The organism is uncultured Zoogloea sp., assembly GCF_937894855.1.
Lineage (GTDB): Bacteria > Pseudomonadota > Gammaproteobacteria > Burkholderiales > Rhodocyclaceae > Zoogloea > Zoogloea oryzae.
In genome coordinates, this window is the sequence record NZ_CALAYQ010000130.1 from 1 (window position 1) to 16,922 (window position 16,922).

The 16,922-nt window shown below is 61.5% G+C and carries 14 protein-coding genes; 9 read left to right on the forward strand and 5 right to left on the reverse strand.

Translation table 11 applies throughout. The annotated features are described in order from the left end of the window. From Q0672_RS14910 to Q0672_RS14925, 4 genes are all read left to right on the forward strand, one after another. On the forward strand, positions 1-230 hold a 230-nt coding region (locus tag Q0672_RS14910; protein WP_298623386.1), incomplete at its 5' end, for a DapH/DapD/GlmU-related protein. A 58-nt stretch (positions 231-288) separates the two neighbouring features. After that, complete coding sequence (gene glmS / locus Q0672_RS14915; RefSeq protein WP_298623388.1) at positions 289-2,127, forward strand: glutamine--fructose-6-phosphate transaminase (isomerizing); 1,839 nt, start codon at positions 289-291, stop codon at positions 2,125-2,127. A gap of 257 nt (positions 2,128-2,384) precedes the next feature. Further along, on the forward strand, positions 2,385-6,869 hold the full coding sequence (locus tag Q0672_RS14920; protein WP_298623390.1) for an ATP-binding protein: 4,485 nt from the start codon (positions 2,385-2,387) through the stop codon (positions 6,867-6,869). Next, a complete protein-coding gene (locus Q0672_RS14925; protein ID WP_298623392.1) occupies positions 6,869-8,311 on the forward strand; it encodes a hypothetical protein in 1,443 nt (480 codons plus the stop codon). Before Q0672_RS14920 ends, Q0672_RS14925 begins: the two co-directional genes overlap by 1 nt. A 451-nt stretch (positions 8,312-8,762) precedes the next feature. On the opposite strand, the gene Q0672_RS14930 is transcribed toward Q0672_RS14925, so the two are convergent. From Q0672_RS14930 to Q0672_RS14945, 4 genes are read right to left on the reverse strand one after another with little or no spacing between them, the layout of a single operon-like run. Next, positions 8,763-10,277: an SAVED domain-containing protein gene (locus Q0672_RS14930; RefSeq protein ID WP_298623394.1), complete on the reverse strand. Its 1,515-nt coding sequence runs from the start codon at positions 10,275-10,277 to the stop codon at positions 8,763-8,765. A gap of 59 nt (positions 10,278-10,336) precedes the next feature. Then, positions 10,337-11,269 (reverse strand): ATP-binding protein, encoded by a 933-nt coding sequence (locus Q0672_RS14935; protein ID WP_298623396.1) that lies wholly within the window; start codon positions 11,267-11,269, stop codon positions 10,337-10,339. Between the two features lies 1 nt (position 11,270). Next, positions 11,271-11,783, reverse strand: a complete 513-nt coding sequence (locus Q0672_RS14940; RefSeq protein WP_298623399.1) for a hypothetical protein — start codon at positions 11,781-11,783, stop codon at positions 11,271-11,273. Positions 11,784-11,788: 5 nt separating this feature from the next. Next, the gene (locus tag Q0672_RS14945) at positions 11,789-12,754 is read right to left on the reverse strand and encodes a CBASS oligonucleotide cyclase (RefSeq protein ID WP_298623402.1); all 966 of its coding nucleotides are present in this window, start codon (positions 12,752-12,754) and stop codon (positions 11,789-11,791) included. Positions 12,755-12,916: 162 nt separating this feature from the next. Here Q0672_RS14945 and Q0672_RS14950 point away from each other — a divergent pair, with 162 nt between their 5' ends. The 3 genes from Q0672_RS14950 to Q0672_RS14960 all read left to right on the forward strand — a co-directional run bounded on the left by Q0672_RS14950 (position 12,917) and on the right by Q0672_RS14960 (position 14,354). Next, complete coding sequence (locus Q0672_RS14950) at positions 12,917-13,243, forward strand: helix-turn-helix transcriptional regulator (RefSeq protein ID WP_298623404.1); 327 nt, start codon at positions 12,917-12,919, stop codon at positions 13,241-13,243. Continuing rightward, entirely contained in the window at positions 13,240-14,103 is an 864-nt protein-coding gene (locus tag Q0672_RS14955; RefSeq protein ID WP_298623407.1) for an ImmA/IrrE family metallo-endopeptidase, read from the forward strand. The genes Q0672_RS14950 and Q0672_RS14955 overlap by 4 nt, the downstream gene beginning before the upstream one ends. A gap of 107 nt (positions 14,104-14,210) precedes the next feature. Then, positions 14,211-14,354 (forward strand): hypothetical protein, encoded by a 144-nt coding sequence (locus Q0672_RS14960; protein ID WP_298623409.1) that lies wholly within the window; start codon positions 14,211-14,213, stop codon positions 14,352-14,354. A gap of 86 nt (positions 14,355-14,440) precedes the next feature. On the opposite strand, the gene Q0672_RS14965 is transcribed toward Q0672_RS14960, so the two are convergent. After that, positions 14,441-15,394 carry a hypothetical protein gene (locus tag Q0672_RS14965; protein WP_298623411.1) on the reverse strand — a complete coding sequence of 318 codons (954 nt, stop codon included), beginning with the start codon at positions 15,392-15,394 and terminating at the stop codon, positions 14,441-14,443. Between Q0672_RS14965 and Q0672_RS14970 the strand changes: the two genes are divergently transcribed. After that, positions 15,393-15,695: a hypothetical protein gene (locus tag Q0672_RS14970; protein ID WP_298623413.1), complete on the forward strand. Its 303-nt coding sequence runs from the start codon at positions 15,393-15,395 to the stop codon at positions 15,693-15,695. The genes Q0672_RS14965 and Q0672_RS14970 overlap by 2 nt on opposite strands. 235 nt (positions 15,696-15,930) lie before the next feature. Next, entirely contained in the window at positions 15,931-16,917 is a 987-nt protein-coding gene (locus Q0672_RS14975) for a hypothetical protein (RefSeq protein WP_298623415.1), read from the forward strand. The last annotated feature ends 5 nt before the right edge of the window (positions 16,918-16,922 follow it).

Here is a 16,922-nt window from a genome sequence, read left to right on the forward strand (position 1 = left end):
TCACCTGCAACTACGACGGCGCCAACAAGTTCCGCACCATCATCGAGGACGACGTGTTCATCGGGTCCGACACCCAGCTCGTGGCCCCCGTCCGGGTGGGCAAGGGCGCCACCCTCGGCGCCGGCACCACGCTGTCGAAGGATGCGCCGGCCGGCGAGCTCACGGTCTCGCGCGCCAAGCAGGTCTCGATCCCGGGCTGGAAGCGTCCGGTCAAAGTCAAGAAAGCCTGATCCCCTCATTTTTTCGGCCCGGCCATGATGGTCGGGCCTTTTCGAAAGGTTTCCGCTCATGTGTGGCATCGTCACCGCCATTGCCCGTCGCAACATCGTTCCCGTGCTGCTCGAAGGGCTGCGCAAGCTTGAATACCGCGGCTACGATTCCGCCGGTCTCGCCGTCCTCAAGACCGAGGGCAAGCCCGAAGTCATGCGCCTGCGCGCCGTTGGCCGGGTGGCCGAACTGACCGCCCAGGCCGACGCCACTGGCCTCACTGCCAACATCGGCATCGCCCACACCCGCTGGGCCACCCACGGCGTGCCCTCCGAGCGCAACGCCCACCCGCACATCTCCGGTGGCCTGGCGGTGGTGCATAACGGCATCATCGAGAACTTCGAAGAGCTGCGCACCCAGCTGCGTGCCAAGGGCTACGTGTTTACGTCCGAGACCGACACCGAAGCCATCGCCCACCTGCTGCACGACAAGCTCAAGACCATCCCCGACCTCTTCGACGCCGTTCGCGCCACCGTGGCCGAGCTGGTCGGCGCCTACGCCATCGGCGTGGTGGCCGAGGTCGATACCCATCGCGTTATCGTCGCCCGCAAGGGCTCGCCGCTGCTCCTGGGCGTCGGCGAGGATGGCCACTACGCCGCCTCCGACACCGCCGCGCTGCTGCAGGTCACCCGCAAGGTGGTTTACCTCGAAGATGGCGACGTGGCCGAGCTGACCCTCGACGGCTTCCGCGTCACCCTCACCGACGGCACCCCCGTCGAGCGCGCGGTGAACATCTCCAGCCTGTCGGCCGACGCCGTCGAGTTGGGCAAGTACCGCCACTACATGCAGAAGGAAATCTTCGAGCAGCCCCAGGCCCTGGCCAACACCCTCGAGCCGATCGCCGGCGCCGGCGCCATCAGCCCGCAGATCTTCGGCGCCGAGGCCGTGGACGTCCTCAAGGCCACCCGCCGCGTGCTGATCCTGGCCTGCGGCACCAGCTACCACTCCGGCTTCACCGCCCGCTACTGGCTCGAATCCGTCGCCAAGATCCCCTGCACCGTCGAGATCGCCTCCGAATACCGCTACCGCGAATCGGTGCCCGAATCCGACACCCTGGTGGTCGTGATCTCCCAGTCCGGCGAGACCGCCGACACCCTGGCCGCCCTCAAGCACGCCAAGGCCCTGGGCATGACCAAGACCCTGGCGATCTGCAACGTGCCCGAATCCGCCATCGTCCGTGAATCCGCGCTGCGCTTCATCACCCGTGCCGGCCCCGAGATCGGCGTGGCCTCCACCAAGGCCTTCACCACCCAGCTCGCCGCGCTGGCGCTGCTGACCCTGGCGCTCGCCAAGATCAACGGCCGCCTCTCCGCCGAGCAGGAAGCCGGCTACCTCACCCAGATGCGTCACCTGCCGGTGGCCGTGGGCAAGGTGCTGGAGCTCGAACCCGAGATCGAGAAGTGGGCCCAGCGCTTCGCCGGCAAGCACCACGCGCTCTTCCTCGGCCGTGGCAGCCATTGGCCCATCGCCATGGAAGGCGCCCTCAAGCTCAAGGAAATCTCCTACATCCACGCCGAAAGCTACGCCGCCGGCGAACTCAAGCACGGCCCGCTGGCGCTGGTGGACAAGGAGATGCCCGTCATCGCCGTGGCTCCGGCCGACGAGCTGCTCGAGAAGCTCAAGAGCAACCTCCAGGAAGTCCGCGCCCGCGGTGGCGAGCTTTACGTGTTCACCGATGCCGGCTCCGAGATCGCCGAATCCGAAGGCGTGCACATCCTGCACATGCCCGAGCACTACGGCATGCTCTCCCCGATCCTCCACGTGATCCCGCTGCAGCTCCTCAGCTACCACGCCGCCCTCGTCAAGGGCACCGACGTGGACAAGCCGCGCAACCTCGCCAAGTCGGTCACTGTCGAGTAAGCGCCGGGCCCGGCAGTGAGTGGAGTAAATAAAGTCAGTCGGATCCGAATAAAGTTCGTCGGAGTCTGAGCGAAGTGAGGGGGCCGCTGGCCCCCTACTTTTTGGGCTGGTGCGCGTGTGAAGTGGCCATAGTGGAGGGCATGCGGGACGGCTGCTTTTCGGCCGAAGCGGGCGTTCGAGGCTTCGCCTGGCAACGACCGCTTCCGACTCAGAAGCGACTGGGCGGGAAGTTTTCGTGGGGCAAGGGACTGCGAACTATGACTGAGAACATCAAGAACACGGCGATCACCGCCGCTGGCTACATCTATCAGAACCGGCAAGGGCTGCGGGTGTTGTGCGACTGGCTGGATTCACCGAGTCACTACGCAAAGGTCAAGTTCGAGTGTGACGTTGAGGCGGATGCACCGACGGGGCTGGACGACATCGTGGTCGAACGCACGGACGGGCTGCATGACCTCAAGCAGGTCAAGTTCACTCCAAACCCAAATGCACACCCGCTGTCCTGGGATTGGCTGCTTGAGAAGTCCGGCAAGACGGAACGGTCCCGGTCGATGTTCAAGAAGTGGTTTGATGCGTACAGGTCGCTGGACCCGGCACGCATCGGCGAGCTCTCTCTCCTGACCAACCGGCGACCGGATGCCGAGATTGAAGCCTGCCTGGCCGGGGGAAAGATTGACTTTTCCAAGGTTCCTGACCCGAGGCGCGCGATGCTCATCGCCGAACTCGGCGGTGAGAAGGACTGTGAGGAGTTTCTCGGCCGACTGCAGATCACGCACAGCGACAAGGGCTACGAGACCCTCGAGCACGAGATCAATGCGCGGCTGCGCGCGCATGGCACGCCGGAGGGCATTGCCGTCCTCAAGAATGTCGCCTTGAACTGGTCGACCCAGAAGAACTCTCCGCCGCCATTCGGCTGGATCACGTTGCCAGACCTTCGTGCGATCCTCCAGGCGACGCCGCCGGCACCGCTGCCGGAAGACTTTGCGGTCCCCAAGGGCTATGAGGTGCCCGATGCTGACTTCCACGACGCTTTCATCAAGGACGCGCTGCGTTCGACCGGCAAGGCGATTGTTCTGACCGGTCCACCTGGTCGCGGCAAGAGCACCTACCTCAGCGCGCTGTGCGACACACTCGCCGACATAGACATTCCGACGGTCCGCCACCACTACTTCCTGTCCACAACTGAGCGCGGCCGGGATCGCGTGCACAGCTACGTCGTCGAGGAGTCGATCCGATCGCAAATCGAGCGATTTCATCCCGGCGTCCCCCGACCGCCCGGTGGTCTGCGCGCGCTATTGGAAGCCACTGCGGCGCACTACAAGACGCTCGACAAGCCCTTTGTTCTGATCTTGGACGGTCTCGACCACGTCTGGCGCATCAACGCCGAAGACAAACAACCGCTGGAGGACCTCTTTGCGCAGATGGTGCCATGTCCTGAGAACATGGTGCTCCTCGTAGGCACGCAGCCGGTGGACGACGCTCAACTACCGGCAGATCTGTTGATTGCGGCGCCGAAGGCGAACTGGAAGATGCTTCCCGCCATGTCCGGCGACGCCGTCCTTTCGCACTTGCGTCAGGCTGTGCAGACCGGTCGGCTGAGCACAGGCTTTGAGCCCGATGAGCCGGATGTTCATGCAGAGCCGGAGGGGGTCGAAGCCCCAGGGGTTTCTGCTGCGCGCCAAGCTATCGCTGAGCAGGAGTTGCAGAGTGCCGCGGCAGCGCTGCGCGCCAGGACCAACGGTCACCCGCTGCACGTCATCTATGCGACCTCCGCGCTGGTGCTTGCAGGTGGCAAGGTCACGCGATGGGACGTCGAGCAACTTACCGGCGATCTGAGCCAAGACGCGAAGTTCTACTACGGATCGCTGTGGGAGCGTCTTTCGCCTAGTTTGAAGGATGTCCTGCGACTGGTGTGCGCTTTCCCATTCTTCTGGCCGCGGACCGCGTTCGATGAGATCGCGGCCGAGATGAGGCTGGCGGCGCCCGAGATCGAGAAGGTCGAGCATTTGCTTCATTCGTCGGCCGCCGGGCTGAAGGTCTTCCACGAGAGCCTGGCAGTGTACGTGCGCTCGACCGATGGCTACGTCGATCGCATTGCCGCGCTGAGGCCGGAGGTCGCGCGTTGGCTGGAGACGTTGGCACCAAACGCTTTGCGGGTGAACTGGCTCTGGACGGTCCAGGCACAGCTCGGCGATCCAAGCCAGCTGATCGCGGGCCTGACACGGGACTGGATCCTGCTGCGCCTGGAAGAGGGATATCCGCAGTCGCTGTTCGAAACCTTGATTACCGACGCCGTGGCCGCGGCGCTGGACCGGGCTGAGTTCGCGCAGGCCTATCGCCTCCAGCACCTGAAGGCCCGCATGGTTGAGGGCAGCCAGTACCAGATGCAAGACGAGGACATGGCTCGGTTGGCCTCTTACACGTGGATGCTGGCGCCAGACGACGGGGTGATCCGCGAGGCTGTTGCTTCCAGGCACGAGACGGATATCAAGCTCGTGGCGGCGCTGGGTCTCGCGTTGCGGACGCGCGGCGACCATGTCGTGGCCGAGGCATGCGGCGAGGAGGCGCTGCGACGCTTCCGGGGTGCGAGTCGGTTCTCAAGCGAGTACGCCACGGGCAACGGCTTGGATGCTTTCAGGTTCCTGGCGGGTGCGTTTGCGCGCCTGGGCGCGATAGGGACCCCGCCGGAGGGACTCAAGCGGCTCGTGACACAGACTCACCCGGAGGGGTGGCTACCGAGCATACGGCTGATGGCCGCGGAGGGGCAACTGGACGAGCTGATGGCGCTCGCGACTTCGATGGGCGCCGGCCGGCGCAAGCGCGTGGTCAGCGATGCGTGCCTCCGGGCCGCGGCTCAGGTTAATGCAAGCATCGTCGAGCGCCCCGACTTCAACGCACTCGCCAGAACGCCCTTTGTTGCAGCCGTGGAGACGGCCCACAGGCGGGCTGTGACGACCTTAAACGCTTCGATCCCGATCGACTGGCTGGGACTCGACTACCGCGAGCGCAAGCTGGCCCTTGCGAGGTTGGTGCACCACTGGTTCTTCAGCACAGTGCATTTGAGCCTGTGCATGGCCGCGGAAGGGCAGACCGAGTTCAGCTTTGCACGCGCGCCGCTTTATGCCGACCGAGAGAACGTCACAGACTTCCTGAACGCGCTCTCCGGCGTCGCTGCCCAGGTGGCCCATCACTGGTGGCGGGGAGAGTTCGTAGACTTTCACGAGGTCTTTGAAATATTAGACCCAATGGAGTTCAGGCATTTCCGACAGAGCCACGACTGGCAATCAGCGGCCGATGACTTCCGGGCTGCGCTGCATCGCGTGGCCTGCGACGTTCGACTCGGCAGCATCCTGTTGGGCCATACCGTGGAGGTTGATCTGACGGAAGCGACGCTGGTCACCGCGGGGGCCTTCAAATGGTTCGACGCCGCGTCCTTCCGTGAGCAGTACGCCGCTGGACTCTTGACGAAGATGTCCGATGAGGCCGCAGCGGCTTTCGTGCGATCCCAACGCACGCTGTTCGATGCGGAGGTCCGCGAGGAGACCAGTGTGCATCTGCAGACGCCGCTGCAACTGTGCGGGATCGCGGTCGCGCATACATTGGTGGTGCCAGCGCGCGAACTCTGCCGGCAGACTTGGGAGCTGGCAACGGGTTTCTCGCATCGCAAGGACCCGACCCTGAACAACACCCTTGACGCGATCGGCTTCCTAGTCGAACTCGCGCCGAAGGATGCACGACGACTGTTGGCGCAGGTGGCCTCTCAAGTCCACTCGGTCCTGGACTACACGGACGGCAGCGGCACCCGGCATGCTCTGACCGAGGCGGACGAGCTGCTGGCCAAGTTGGCTCCCGCGGCATTGGTGGTTAAGTACGAGGAGCATGTCGACGCCGGACAGTGGTCTCAGGCCGAGAACAGCCTAAGTGCATACGTCGAGCAGGGCGTGAAGGCCGGCTGGCCACTTGATGCGCTGATGCGAACGGGCCTGCACCCGGATGTTGGCGATGTGCTGCAGCGGCTTGCCAATGAGGGCGTCGCGGGGGCCGGCGAGCGACTGCTGGTACTCAACGCTCACGGAGGGTGGGACATCGGCGTTCTGGATCGCGAGGAACACGCGGGCTCCAGTACGGATGGAAAACCCTTCGATGGTGACGTCTCGGCCTTCGAGCCCGAGCAGATGAAGGCCTTGCTCGATCGTCTCTCGGGTGGTGGTTACGACGACGAAGCGGTGCTTCTGGCCTGGTATCGGTACTGGGAGGGGCAGGGCCAGGGGAAGCGGCTCCTTGAAGCGCTCGATGCTTCACTCTTGTCCGACCGAGGTCGAGGTCGGGACCTGCTTCACCTATCCGGCCACGCCTTCCACACCCGACGCAAGCTGAGTGGCCTAAAGTCGGCCTGGAAGTACCTCGTCAGCGCGCAGATCAACAGAGGCGGGTGGATCGGCTACATGGAGCGCGAAGAGAAGACGCTCGCGCGGCTGGACCTTGTGGCCCAGTACTACCCGACACGGTGCGACGACTTCGTGACCGAAACGGCCTATGCCATGTTCGGTGAGCCGGAGCGGCCGCGATTCGCGCCGGGCGAGGCCATGGTGTACTTCTACGCGAAGCAGGGGCGCATCGATGCGGCGGTCGCGTTCGCGCAGGTCATGGTCGACTGCGTGCTCGAAGACACCCGAACCCTCCCGCTGACTGTCCCTCGCTGGGGAATCGAGCTGGCTGCAGCGGACGTGCCGGGGGCTTGATGGACGACCTTCGAATTCTCATCGCTCGTCTCGGATGGCCGACACCGGCCGCCCGATGGTGGACAATGCAGGAGTTGGCAAAACGACTGGGCGCCCATGGGACGACGACAGAGACCGAGGCCGCGCTCCTGGTACTGCTGCACTCGCGCAAGCTTGAGGCGGAAGTCGTCGAGGCGCTCTGCATCTTTTGGATGGCTGCGGCTGAGTACGGCTACGTCCCCAGTCCGGATTTGCCGAACCGCATACCGAAAACGTCGCTACTGTCCAACCTGTTCCTCGAAAACCTTGGCTTCGAGGCGCAGGCGCTCGATGTCGACCTCAAAGCGGCGCCAAAGGACTTCCAGATCTCCGGTGATTTCGATGGTGTGCAGGGGGGAGATGTGTCCAGGATCTTCCGGACCACGCTGGCGAGACTGGAGCTTCGGACCAAACTCCCACTGATTCGCCAGATGGCGTTCGAGTGGGCTCAAAACCGGACGACCTATCCCGAGGCTCCCCTGCAGGGCGACACCTGGCACTTTGCGCGACCGCTGGGCAAAGGTTTCGTGGGCCCGTACTCTGCCCGTGCCGCCCTTCGTGCGATCTCTGCATACTTGCGCACCTTGGTTGTAGCGGAACGGTTGTGGGGACTGCCGTCTGGTGTCGTGCGCCATTTAGCGCTTAAGGCGTTGCCTATTCATCCGACACTGGTCGCGCTGAGGTCTTCACGTCCGGCATGGGTGCCTGTGCGGGGGGACTTCAACGGGGACGCGAACTCGATCGAGGGAATCCTGCGAGGAGTCGTCCACAGCGTCGCGGCCGAGCGACCCGGCGATGAGCTGATCGCGCTCAGCACTCCCGTCGAGATGACGATGGGACGCTGCGTGGAGGTGTCGCTGGTGCACTGGCTACAGGCCGGCGACAGCGAAGTGGCAGACCAGGATCTAGCTTCACATCTCGATTGCTTCTGGCGCGACATGCCGATACTGCCAAGCGTGCCCACGACGCCGCTCGACAAGAAGACTTGGTTGGGAACGGTGCCTATCGAACAGTTGCTGGACGATCGGTCTACGTCGTTGCCTTTGGCCGGACGGATGGACTTTGGTCGCATGGGATACCTGCAATTGAACCTCTATCCATCTCGACTATTCGTGCCGATGCTAGTGGGGACTGCTCAAACCGAGGTGCGTCAGGTGGGCTCCACGCTCGAGGTCCTCGTGGATGAACAAGTGGTGGCGGACTACGCTCACTGGAATGCGGGCTGGGGTCCGGTGCGTCCGGGACCGCTGAGTGGAGCCTGCGGTGCAGCCTTGGTCTCTCGCGGAACGAAGTACCGCGAGATCCCAGCCGCCGAAGGACACGTGGTTCGATCGTTTTACCTCTGGCAAGTGCGCCTGCTTCACCGGAGCAACACGTACGACGAGTTCGACGAGACGCTAAAGAGCGGCGTCTTTTTCGTTTAGCCCGCCGCCGCTTCTGCGTTCCGGGGCACGGCGGCCGTGATGACGGAAAGCGACATACCGACTTGAGTCGCTTCGCGGAGGGGAGGCTTGAGGTCTGGCTTTGCTCGCGTGGACCAAGGCTGCGGTGCCTGCCTGGTGTAGCCGAACCGTCGATCTCTGCGGGATGGTGGCCTAGTTTGGCCAGACGTGTGAGCCACGGCGCCCCGGCCAAAAGCTCGAACGGATCTACTACGCCGGAGCAGCCGGTCGGGGACTGCTGTTTCTGGCCGATAGTGGTCACAGGTTAGCAAGCGTGCCAACGTCTGCTCAGGCCGAAGAAAAGCCTGTCACATCAGCGGCAACCTCTCGGTCATTTCGGCCGCTCGCGAGCGACAGTGCGATTTGCCGAATCCGGATTGAAGACCAGCCGTTGATTCCTTCGCCCAGAATATGTTGACGGCCCTTTGCCGGGTCAAATGGGCAGCGATAGAGATGGCTTGTAACCACCCCCATTCGCCCCTTCGAAGTCGTACTCGTACAGCGTGGTCTTGCCCAGACCGGGTTGTCTTTGCCCCAAGAAGAACGTAAAGGCATTCGGTGCTGCAATGAATAGATGCAGTGGTGGTCGATGTCCAATGCGCTTCTCATTGATCTGCAGCGCCAACGTTTCGGCGAGATCAAAGGCGTGCTGTCCACACACGACGGACCGCGCGCCAGCGCCACAGGTCGGGCGCGCAATCAGCAACGAACCCACCTCCGGCGAGAAAACTGAAAGATGTGATCTCACGGCCTGAACCACATCATGAGTAAGACATACCGCCACAGCCATGTCCCCTCCGTTCCCGTTCAGCTTCTCCAGCTCGAACGCCCATTCCGGCCACGACGGATCGCGCGGGATGTCATTAGAATGCCAAACATTGCGGTGCACGGTCCTCTGCTCGATCTCGACGCTTCGGCCGGACTTGATGTTCAGCACCGAACCGGCAGCAAAGGCCAGCGTGATGTGGGCATCGAGAATCAGACGCAGATGCAGGTTGTCTTTGGCCGCAGTTTGCAAGAAGCTCTTGAGCATCGGATAGAGCGTCGTTGCCCATGCGGCCTGATCGCGGATGGCGCGCTCATCGAAATGGGGAATCAAATCCAGCACGACCGCGCACCGATCCTCCAGCCGATCAAAGGGGTGCTCGAAGGATTTTACGCCGAACACCATATGTATGCGGCCGTCTCCCGCCAGCAGCCCCTCCCTCCTGCAAGCTTCCCGGAGCGTTTGTCGGTCGAACTCCAGCCGACCTTGAGCGAGCCACTGGAACACAACGTCGTCATATACGAAGCTGCTCTCGTTCGCGGGTATGCGTCGCAGGCCGCGGTTCTCGAACAGCAGGTCCAGGTTGTCCCGATGATCGTCAAGCGAAGTGGAGTCCGTGTCCAATGACAGTGTTCGAGCCAGAAGCATGAGTTCCTGGTCATCAATGCCCAAATGCTCGCGCCAAAGTTTTCGGACCTTGCCAGCAGCGGAGCGGTCCGTTGTGCCGTCGAACAGATCCTTCAGTCGTAGCGTCTTCGATTTCTGATGGATGTAGCTGCGTAAGGGATCGGCTTGTCCAATGCGCCAATTGGTGAGGAGCTTGAACCTAGCACCAACGCCGTCACGTGCGTGAGCGACCTGCGCTGTACGGGCTCGCTGCAACAACGAGAACTTGTTCGCGTTGACCCACTCCGGATCGATCAGGTCGGCGTAACCGAAGTCGTTGATGGACACATGCCACTTGCACTGGATATGCTCTCGCAAAATGGGCCTGCCCTCATGATCGCCGGGCGCGCGATCAGGCGCATAAGCGACCCATACATCGTCAAAGCCCTTTGGACCCGATTCAAAGCCCACCATTGCTACAGGACTGGCAGGGTCCAGCAGGCAGGCGGCCTTACGCCAGAAGATTCTGGCTTGGAAGGCATCTCCGTCTCGACGGACAGCAACGGCTTGGGTCATGGTATGTTCCTACTGTCAGGATGGGCAGTGGGTCGTTTTCATTGCATCGTGGACGCGATCTACGCATCCCGAAACGGTGGCGTCGGCAGGATCGACCGCGCCAGTTCGATAGCGCGCGCCGGCTTGATAGGTCCATCGGGGTAGGCATCCAGAACGATGGCGGGCAGCAACCGTTGCGTGATATCCGAGTAGGTGAATCCGTAGGCACGTTTGGGCTGCTCACCTGTCGCGGCGACGAGTGCTTCCAGATCGGCTTTTCCAAACCCGGCGCTTCCTAGTCGACGTGAGAGGACAGCATGTCGTTGAGCCGCATCGGGCCGCTCGAACACCAGGATGTCAGCAGCACGTCGGCGCACCGCTGGGTCCAGTGCGTTTAGTCGATTGGTGCACATCAGCACAACGGCGGGGAGTCCGCCATTCGCGAATCGATCGATGCCACGAATGAAGGCGTTGACGCCTGCCCGATCTTCATGGTGCATCTGATCGGATTCTCGCGATTGGGCCAATGCGTCGGCCTCGTCAACTAGCAGGATGACGCCACCGCGCGCGGCACCCTTGGCCGACTTGAACTTGCTGGCCTCTTTGAATGCGTGCTCGAAGGCTGCCGAAACGAGCTGGGTCATCTCGCCAACGCGGCCCTGCCCGCGCGAAGAAAGGCTCAGCGGCAACAGCGTGATGTCAATGTCTTCCTGGCGCGCAACCTTGTCACCGATGGTCTCTGCCAGCTCCGTCTTGCCCGAACCGACATCGCCGGATAGAACTACCAGTGGAGGCCGACGGATCACAGAATCAAGCAGGCCGCCGGCGTCGGCATGATGTTTGTCTTGCCATTTCTGAAGGCCCGCGGGATTGATCAAGACACCCAGCAGGTTGGTCAGGCGCTTTATCTTGTCGTCCATCCCCACCAAGCGTGCGAGACGCCCCTGTGCATCAGGGTCGGGCAACGTCGTCGAGTGCTCGAACAAGCCCTGGAGATTGGGTTGCTGGTTCATATCAATAGCTCCTGACGCTGGCGCGGCCGAGTGAACGACCGCCGGATGAGTAGGTTTTGTCGTCGGCGAAGTAGCCGTTGACCGACGGTTCTGCCTGACCGGTCCGTTGCAGCGGCAGTTGCCCCTCGATGGCCGCGCGCTGTTCGGGCGTCAATGCCCACCAGGCAGCGTTGTAGGTGAGGTAGCTGTGAAAACTTGCACCACTGATGTCGATGCCCGGGCGAACGCGCCCAGGGTCATCATCCGTGCCGCTGTTCGCGAGTTCGTTGGCCGTGTAACGCAACGTTGGCTCGATCCAGCTGCTGTCGCGCTTGAAGCCATACGTGACAGTTCCCAGATAGCCCTGGCGCAACAATTCGGTGACCTCACCTTCGAACTCCGTGATGCGCTGATCTGTGACGTGCCCATACAAGCGCTGCAAGCGCTTCAGGTCTGCCGAGACTTTCGCGGCAAGATGTTTGGCATGTGTCAGCGTGAAGGTCTTGGCTTCGGTCGCGGTAAAGCTGTAGCTCATGATGTTCAACCTTGGAAGGAAGGGCCGAAGACTTTCTGCCAATAGTGCAGCGTCAGCTCTTTCGTTGGCGCGGTCAGCGCGGCATCGATTGCGTCGCCTGCATCCAGGGCTGCATCGACAATGGCGTCAGCGTTCTCGGCCGTGTAGAGCCGTGCGACGTTGTTGCTGGCGTTGATCGGATCAATGATCTGCACGAGGTCGTCGAGCTTGCCCACGCTGGAGGCTTTGTAGTGATCCTCGAAGACGATGCGTTCGCGCAGGTTGGACGTCGCAATGTAGGTGAAGAACGACTGCAACGCTTCGGGATAGTCGGAGAAGTCCACGCCGTCATCACACAGTTTGGCGAGGATCATCTCGACCATGAAGGACTTGAACCGGAAGCCATCGCGCTCCTGCTTCATGCGCCGCGCCCAGAACTTCACGAGGCGCACAACCTGTGCGAAATGCTTCGGTTGAGCCTGCTTTCGTTTTCTGGCGAACTCAAGATGCAGCGGGATGCTGGTCTCTAAGAAAGATCCATCGTCCTGACTGATCAGGTCGCCGCGCCAATCGGGCAGTCCAGCATACAGCACAGGCACTACGTCCACATCGAGGCCTGATCCCCGGAATGACACCGTGACCGAATAGGTCTGGGGCTTGACCTGATCGGGGCTGAAGTTCGGGAAGGCCTTGCGCAACCGCTCTGCCAAGTAGTCCAGCAATCCGCGGATGTCGTGAGGGGCATCGGAGCCACTGATGTACATGGCCATGTCGATGTCGTTGAGCGATCGCAGTGCGGTGCCTTTGGCCAGGCTGCCTGACAGTTGAATCCGCTTGAGCGAGAACTCAGGATGCTCCGACAGGTAGCTCTCCAGCTTTTCACGTAGCCGTCGCGCCTGCGCGCGGTATTCGTCCGCCTTGTCTTTTGGCAGATTGACCTTGTCTTCTGCAAACCGTACAAGGTCGCGATGATCGATATGGGTTCGGGACATCTGGAAGCTCCTTTGGGGCGATCTGGCTCGTATCAGCGAGTCATGATAAAAAGTTCGGAATAGTGAACATGGGCCAATGCTACAGCAGTTCTTTCGGATGTCAAACAAAAAGTTCGGAACCGTGGTATTCTTCGCCCGTGCATTTTGGACAGGAGACGGACTATGGCTACACGTCTCGGTGAGAAGCTGCGCGAGCTTCGTAAGGAGCGCGGGCTGACACTTGAAAAGTTGGCTGATCTTGCGGGGCTCAGCAAAAGCTACCTTTGGGAACTGGAGAACCGCGAATCCCAGCGCCCGTCGGCAGAGAAACTGACGGCACTGGCAGACGCGCTAGGCGTTGCCGCCGCCTACTTCTTGGAAGAGGATGTCCGGGCGCCGGAGGAGCGGCATCTCGACGAAGCCTTCTTTCGCGGTTATCAGAAGCTTGAGCCGGAAGCGAAAGAGCAGCTTCGCAAAATACTGAGCACCTTCAAGAAGACCTCGTCATGACCGAGGTTTGGACCCCGCAGCGTGCAGCCAATCGGCTTGTGAAGCTGGCCGAGGTGTTCAGCGCGGCTCATGGGGGGGACCGCTTCCCCGTGGAGGTAACGCCGCTTGCGATGGAGGCGGCCCGCATTTTCGGTTGGGCCGACCCGATCACCCAAGTCCAGGCAGCCAACATCAAAGGATTCGACGGCGCACTATTTCCTGGTGACGACCGGAAGGAGTGGCTGTTGCTCTATAACGAGGCCGTGTCATCGCCCGGGCGGGTGCGATTCACTCAAGCCCATGAGCTCGGGCACTACATCCTTCACCGACAACTCAGAGAATCGTTTCAGTGCAGCAACGATGATATGCTGAACTGGTCAAATGACGACAAGGACATCGAGGGGCAGGCTGACCTATTCGCTTCGTACTTGCTGATGCCACTCGACGACTACCGCAAGCAGGTCACTACGACCGTTGATATGGATTTGCTTGGGTATTGCGCAGATCGTTATGGCGTATCGCTGACAGCGGCGATTCTGAAGTGGCTGCAATACACGGATGAGAAAGCTGTGCTGGTGATGTCGAACGATGGCTTCATCAACTGGGCATGGTCCAGCGAGCCGGCGGCCAAGGCTGGCGCTTTCTTCAGGACGCGCAATAACGTTATCCCTGTACCCGACGAGGCGATTGCTTCCGATTCCAAAATCAAGAACGATCGGCAGGGCACGCAAATCCCTGCCTCGGTCTGGTTCCCGCACGCCCGCGCTGACACGCCGCTCCGAGAAATGAAAATTCACGCAGAGCAATATGGAGTTGTGCTGAGCCTGTTGCACTTGCCTCGGTCTGCTGATGTTTGGCCGCTATGGGCCAATGAAGACTGAGCGGCAATAGCAGTCGATGGGCTAGAAAGTAGCATCGGTACGAGACAGTCAATGGCGGGTCTCCGATCCTGATTCGGCCAGCGTGCTAATACACTTGAGTGGCCGAAATGGCCGAAATGGCCGAAATGGCCGAAATGGCCGAAATGGCCGAGTTGCCGTCATTACGTCGCGCAGGGATTCAACCATTGGGCGCAACTGCCCGTGAGCCAAGAGCCAGTTTGGTGCGGCAGCGCATGAGCGCCTGCTTTTGAGTAGTCCGAGGGTGGCATGATTCGTGTCGGCGTCGTTGACTCGTTGCAGGAGATCCCGCAAGCAGGGGCAAACCCAATGCGGGTGCTCATCCGCTTTGGAGCGTGAGCTCCGTCAATATAACGTGGGCGAGTTCGGACGAATCGAGTGCGCGACCTCTCTCCTCTTCGACCCTGGTCTTCATCCGATCCAACGCTTCTATGGATTTCAAGTAGTAACTTGAGCAAAAGCAACCGCTCTGTGTCAGCGGATCGGGGCAACACGCTGGACGCAGTACGTGCTCATAGTACTCACCTATCGCCCGGGCGATGCCATGTCTGAAGAGCCAAGGACCGAGAATCAGTAAGCATCGCGTTGCCGCTTGATAGAAAGCGGCGGCTGCGCGGTTGAGCTTCGCTTCCCCAGCCAGCCGCATGCAGATGGTGAGAACTCCGAGGCTCTCGAGATTGCCGACCAGTAGCACCGCCGTGCAGCGCTTTTTCAACCAGCGCGGGTCGTTGGAAAGTCCTCCGGTTGATCCCAACATTCTGGACAACAGCTCATCACCCTCAGCGCATGTGCGTCCCGCCAAGGCGAGCCCGACCTGAGTCGCTGGCCGGTCTAACCGAAGCGAGTCCCACAGGGGTGATTGAAGTATCTGCGTCGTCCCGGAGCAGCGACGCTCTGACAAGGCGATCGTCTGTGCTGCCGGCGCATGAACTCCTGAGCGGTAATCCCGCCATCGTCTTCTAACCGCTTGAGGGTCTTCGTACTCTTCGTCGATCGGCTCGAGAATGCGCTGGATGTCCGTTGGTGTCGCGGCGCCTAGTTGCCGCCGAATTTCATTGAACCAACAAATCGTGGCGAACGCGGTGGAGACGTGTCGCCTGCGGGATGCGAAAGATCGCCCCTCGATGGATGCGAAAGTGAATTCGGCGAGCGATTTGTTCGAAGAATCAACCAATTGGGCGCGATATCGAGAGCGACCGTAACGACAACCGTTACCTAGGTCATTGGGCACCAAAACGATAGCATGGTCACAGAGCACGACGGGGGATGCCATGACCACTGCAATGCACGACGAGACCGACATTCGGCTGATAGCCGAGGAGCTCTCCACACGATTGACCGCGCAGTACGGTGCAGTACTGGGCTCGACCGCACTGATCAAAGAGTTGGGATATCCATCGTCAGGTGCTTTCCAGCAGGCTCTGGTACGGGGTACGGTCCCTGTGCCCGTGTTCCGCATCGAGCATCGGCGCGGCAGCTTTGCGCTGGCGCGTGATGTTGCGCTGTGGCTGAGTCGGCGGCGCGCCCAGGCTCTGGCCAGCCGGCAAGTACAAGGCGGTGGGCTGCCTCAGTGACTGCTTGTATTCGTCGGAGCAGCATGTACAAGGCACGGGGAGAGAGATGACCACATAAACGCATGAGAACAAACAAAAACGCCGCGGGCTGGCAGGCCGGCGGCGTTTCGTACCGAGGAAGACCCTCAGATTTGCTTTCGTGATTCAAATCTACTCGCGCCTCCTGTGCGCGTCAAGGGCCTTCCTTTCCCTATTGAGTTTTCAGGCCGGCGATCCCGGTCGGAAAGGAACTGACATGCCCAAAGCCTTCAAACTGACCCTGGCGCGCCTGTATGAAATCCTGCGTCGTCAGGATCCACCCCAATGGGGCAAACAGTACGATCCAGCGATTCGCGCTACGCGGGAGGAAGCCCCCTCCAGGAGTCGGCCAGCACAAGTCTGGTCGGAACGCTTGGACCGCTACTGCCATACCTTGTCCCTGGTCGAGCAAAAGGTCCTGTTGTTGGCGCTCTTCAATCCGCTGCTCTTTGAACTCCAGGAGCAACGGATGCTCGCCACGGAATCAAAGCCACATCCGCTGGCAGGCCACAGTCTGGCCACGGGTCTTGAACTACCGGGTCTGCGCGGCACGATTGATGTGTGCGAGCGCCTGGACATGATCGATCGGCTTCCGTGGATTTTCATTGACCACCCGGATGGTACCGAGCGGGTTCCTGTGCCAGCCCCGTTTATCGGCGACTTCCTGTTGTTCCTGACAGACGATCACGGCCCCTATTGCGTGAACTGGACGGTCAAGGCTTCGGATGAGGAGTTTCAGCGTCGCCCGCTGGGTCGCCGTCCGGCACGCCGTGCCGAGGTGCAGGAGGCGGCGGTGCGTGCCCGGCACGCCATCGAGGAGCGCTACTACCTGGACGCGGGCATCCCCACCGTCCGCATTGTGGATTCCGATATCCCTGAGCTGTTTGCGCAGAACCTCCGAAGCCTGATTCTGGTGCAGCACCGCGCCGCGGGCGTCGATGCGTCGATCTATGAAGAGGTCTGTGATCGCCTGCGGGCGTCGCTGCAGACGGAACAGCCCCCTCTTGAAATCCTGCTCTCCGTCATGCATCGACACGATCTGGACTTGGAGACGGCCAAAGCCCTGTTTTTCCGGGCGCTTTGGCGACGCGACGTACGCCCGGAGTTGATGGAGGAGGTCATCTTCGTTGACCGCCCATTGCGGCCGGAGCGCCAGGATCCGCTTCAGGTCTACGCGAGTTGGTTTGCGCGGCAGCAGGCATGAGGAGC